General features: G+C 41.7%; 3 protein-coding genes. 1 reads left to right on the top strand and 2 read right to left on the bottom strand.

Translation table 11 applies throughout. The features are described from left to right. Positions 1–99: 99 nt before the first annotated feature. Both DWZ47_RS29920 and DWZ47_RS29915 read right to left on the bottom strand, forming a co-directional pair. Complete coding sequence (locus tag DWZ47_RS29920; protein WP_074635617.1) at positions 100–996, bottom strand: LysR family transcriptional regulator; 897 nt, start codon at positions 994–996, stop codon at positions 100–102. Positions 997–1,066: 70 nt separating this feature from the next. Further along, a complete protein-coding gene (locus tag DWZ47_RS29915; RefSeq protein WP_117515656.1) occupies positions 1,067–1,654 on the bottom strand; it encodes a DUF6621 family protein in 588 nt (195 codons plus the stop codon). A gap of 285 nt (positions 1,655–1,939) precedes the next feature. Between DWZ47_RS29915 and clpB the strand changes: the two genes are divergently transcribed. After that, complete coding sequence (gene clpB / locus DWZ47_RS29910; protein ID WP_004302069.1) at positions 1,940–4,528, top strand: ATP-dependent chaperone ClpB; 2,589 nt, start codon at positions 1,940–1,942, stop codon at positions 4,526–4,528. Positions 4,529–4,598 lie beyond the last annotated feature (70 nt).

Raw genomic sequence — 4,598 nt, 5'->3', positions numbered from 1 at the left:
GAAGATTATTTATTCACAATAGAAGAAGTACCACCAAATTTGACGAAGAACCATTTTTCTTATTCTGGAGAAGCGATTGCACGAGAGAAAAAGACAAACTTACAGGCTTTTACTATGATGTCCGGCGAAACGCATAAACACCTGTGACAATCCTCCCTCCTGCCCTTGCAGCTGTACAAAGTTAAATTCGCGCAGCATCGGCATTCCTTTTATTTCGACTACACGGAGATTGCCAGCTACAAGCTCTTTATGCACCGAACGGATAGAAACAATTCCCATACAGTCCGTATGTTCCAAAAAAAGCTTGATACTCTCTGTACTACCGAGATACATCAATACATTTAAAGAAGAAAGTTTGAGATTATGTTGCAATAAGGCACGTTCAAACACATCTAATGTACCGGAGCCCCTCTCCCGCAAAACCAAAGGAATATTCAGCAAATCTTCCGGAGTAATCTCATCCGTGACAGCTAATTTACTCTGTGTATGCACCACGGCAACCAGTTCGTCTTGCAAAAATGGAGTATATTTCAGATTAGGTAAGCGGAAGATCCCTTCGACCAGTCCCAAATCAATCCGATGCTCTTGCAAGGCAGCTTCCACTCCCCGGGAATTTCCATTAATCAAAGAAAGATTGATTTGCGGAAACTTGGCTATAAAGTTCGCTAACAGAGGAGGAAGTACATATTGCGCAATCGTAGTACTGGCCCCCAATTTCAGTTCGCCGATATATTCATTATGCAACAGATGCATCTCATATTCTAATTGTTTATAATCGTCCAAGATTTTCTCGCTATGTTTCAACAGCAATTCTCCGGCCTTAGTCAGTGAGATTTTGCTCCCTTGACGGTCGAACAAACGAGCTTGATAATAAGTCTCCAGCTCCTGAATATGTTTGGTGATAGCAGGTTGACTGACAAACAATTCTTGCGAAGCCTTCGTAAAGCTTAGATTCTTCGCTACGCTCTGAAATACTTTTAAACGAAAATCGGACACGGCAATTATGATTAACAGTTAAGAAATCAATGACGAATAATGAATTACAGAAAGAATAAAAGCACAATAGTTATTGCAATTCTTCCGCTTTTATCCCCAACGCCTGCATGACAGGGAAAGCCAGCATATCCCATTTATAATCCACCGGAAGTTCGGGCTCATTCATACGGAATTGAATGACCTCTTTGCCTTTCACTTCATGCAAAGCATCAGTCACTTTCTTTCCATACTCCTCATTGAAAGAAATAACGATCATCATTTTCACGTCTGCCGAATCGGAAACGATAGAGAGTAAATCCAAAAACAAATCTTCTCTTGACACCATTCCTTCCGATGGAACGCTGGCAAAAGAATATTCACCATAAGGGCTCTGAAACGCAACTCCATTCAATTCTTCCTGCAAACCGGAAGGTTGGCAATATTGCAATCGACTGGATTCTTTATCATACACAAAAAGAAATTGCACCTCGTTCTTCCCTTCTGTAATCCCTGCATCCAAGGTTATATAGGTGGTCAACATCGAAAGGTCTATCTCTTGTAAAGAACGATGCAAAGTTTCTTCAAAATATCCTTTTATATCCGTTATTACAAAATTCAAAAAAGCAGCGTCAATCAACACCACTGTTTCAGCAAGTTTTATTTGGGGCTTATCACTCATATACCATCTATATTATTACAGCGGATAAAGATACTACAATACTTTTATTTATCCACTTTTCAATATTTATTTTCTTTCATCACAGGCTAAGATTACACAAACAAGCGTATCAGGTAACAAATGATATTTTATAGCAAATTCGTCAGTTACTCCCAGATAAAAAGGTCATTTTGTCCTTTAACTCCTTAATACTCATGCTATTTTGTCATATTTTTATACTTGGCAAATCTTTTGCGCCCTCTTAGGTGTTATTAAAAACGTGAAATAAGAAAGGAGAACAAAGATATGAACTTTAACAATTTTACCATCAAATCTCAAGAAGCGGTACAGGAGGCCGTGAACCTGGTACAAAGCCGGGGACAACAAGCCATTGAACCTGTCCACATCATGCAGGGAGTAATGAAGGTGGGTGAAAATGTCACTAACTTCATCTTCCAGAAACTTGGCATGAACGGACAGCAGGTAGCTCTTGTTGTCGACAAACAGATCGACTCCCTGCCAAAAGTATCCGGCGGAGAACCGTATCTGAGTCGTGAATCTAACGAAGTATTGCAGAAAGCAACACAGTATTCTAAAGAAATGGGCGATGAGTTTGTTTCATTAGAGCATATCATACTAGCATTGCTGACTGTGAAAAGTACCGTCTCCACTATCTTGAAAGATGCCGGTATGACGGAAAAAGAATTACGCAATGCCATCAGCGAGTTGAGGAAAGGAGAAAAAGTAACGTCACAATCTAGTGAAGATACTTATCAATCATTGGAAAAGTACGCTATCAACCTGAACGAAGCTGCCCGTAGCGGAAAACTGGATCCTGTAATTGGACGTGATGAAGAAATCCGCCGGGTACTCCAGATATTGAGCCGCCGTACAAAGAATAATCCGATTCTAATCGGTGAACCGGGAACTGGTAAGACAGCAATCGTAGAAGGCTTGGCACATCGTATCCTTCGAGGAGATGTACCTGAAAACCTGAAAAACAAACAGGTCTATTCATTGGATATGGGAGCACTGGTTGCCGGTGCAAAGTATAAAGGTGAGTTTGAAGAACGACTGAAATCAGTTGTCAATGAAGTGAAGAAATCAGAAGGTGATATAATTCTGTTCATTGATGAGATTCATACACTGGTAGGAGCCGGAAAGGGTGAAGGCGCCATGGATGCTGCAAACATTCTAAAACCTGCTTTAGCTCGTGGAGAATTACGTTCTATCGGAGCAACAACCCTCGACGAATATCAAAAGTACTTCGAAAAGGACAAAGCTTTGGAGCGTCGTTTCCAAATCGTACAAGTGGATGAACCGGACAACTTGAGTACCATTTCTATCCTTCGTGGACTGAAAGAGCGTTACGAGAACCATCACCATGTGCGTATCAAAGATGATGCCATCATTGCAGCCGTCGAATTGAGTAGCCGTTACATCACCGACCGTTTCCTGCCGGATAAAGCCATTGACCTGATGGATGAAGCTGCAGCCAAACTGCGTATGGAGGTAGATTCTGTTCCTGAAGAACTGGATGAAATCTCCCGCAAAATCAAGCAGCTGGAAATTGAACGAGAAGCTATTAAACGTGAAAACGATAAACCGAAACTGGAAATCATCGGTAAGGAGCTTGCCGAACTTAAAGAACAGGAAAAGTCCTTTAAAGCCAAATGGCAGAGTGAAAAAACGCTGATGGATAAAATCCAGCAGAATAAGGTTGAGATAGAGAATCTTAAATTTGAAGCAGAAAAAGCTGAACGTGAAGGTGACTATGGTAAAGTAGCCGAAATCCGTTACGGTAAACTTCAGGCTTTGGACAAAGAGATAGAAGATACTCAAAAGCAGCTACGTGATATGCAAGGCGATAAAGCCATGATTAAGGAAGAGGTAGATGCTGAGGACATTGCGGATGTTGTTTCCCGTTGGACAGGTATTCCTGTCAGCAAGATGCTGCAAAGTGAAAAGGATAAACTATTGCACTTGGAAGAGGAACTTCATCAACGTGTAATCGGTCAGGATGAAGCGATTGAAGCCGTGGCAGATGCCGTGCGCCGTAGTCGTGCCGGATTACAGGATCCGAAACGTCCGATTGGCTCGTTCATTTTCCTCGGAACCACCGGTGTAGGTAAGACCGAACTGGCGAAGGCATTGGCAGAATTCCTGTTCGATGACGAAACGATGATGACTCGTATCGACATGAGCGAGTATCAGGAAAAGCACAGTGTTTCCCGTTTAGTCGGAGCGCCTCCGGGATACGTAGGATATGATGAAGGCGGTCAGCTGACAGAAGCTATACGTCGGAAACCTTACTCTGTTGTCCTGTTTGACGAGATAGAAAAAGCTCATCCGGATGTTTTCAATATCCTGTTACAGGTATTGGATGACGGACGACTGACTGACAATAAAGGAAGGGTGGTCAACTTCAAAAATACAATCATCATCATGACTTCGAATATGGGTAGTTCTTATATACAAAGTCAGATGGAGAAGTTGCACGGTTCCAATAAAGAAGAAGTGATTGAAGAAACGAAGAAGGAAGTCATGAATATGTTGAAAAAGACGATTCGCCCGGAATTCCTGAACCGTATTGATGAAACGATCATGTTCTTACCATTGAATGAAAAGGAAATTAAGCAGATCGTACTCTTACAAATCAAGGGAGTTCAGAAAATGCTTGCCGAAAACGGAGTGGAACTGAAACTGACGGAAGGAGCATTGGACTTCTTATCTCAAGTGGGATATGATCCTGAATTTGGAGCTCGTCCGGTAAAGAGGGCTATTCAACGTTATCTATTGAACGATCTATCCAAAAAGTTACTTTCCCAGGAAGTCGACCGCAGTAAAGCAATTACCGTTGACGCTGGTGGAGACGGATTGGTATTCAGAAATTAAGAGTTTCCATTTAAATAGAATGAGGTTGTGTCAAAACGTTGGCACAACCTCTTTTATATTTTACAGTTCT

Origin of the sequence: Bacteroides sp. AF32-8BH, from assembly GCF_003435205.1 — a bacterium.
Classification (GTDB): Bacteria; Bacteroidota; Bacteroidia; order Bacteroidales; family Bacteroidaceae; genus Bacteroides; species Bacteroides ovatus.
Note: the sequence above shows the minus strand (reverse complement) of the source record. Positions and strands in the feature narration are given on the sequence as shown.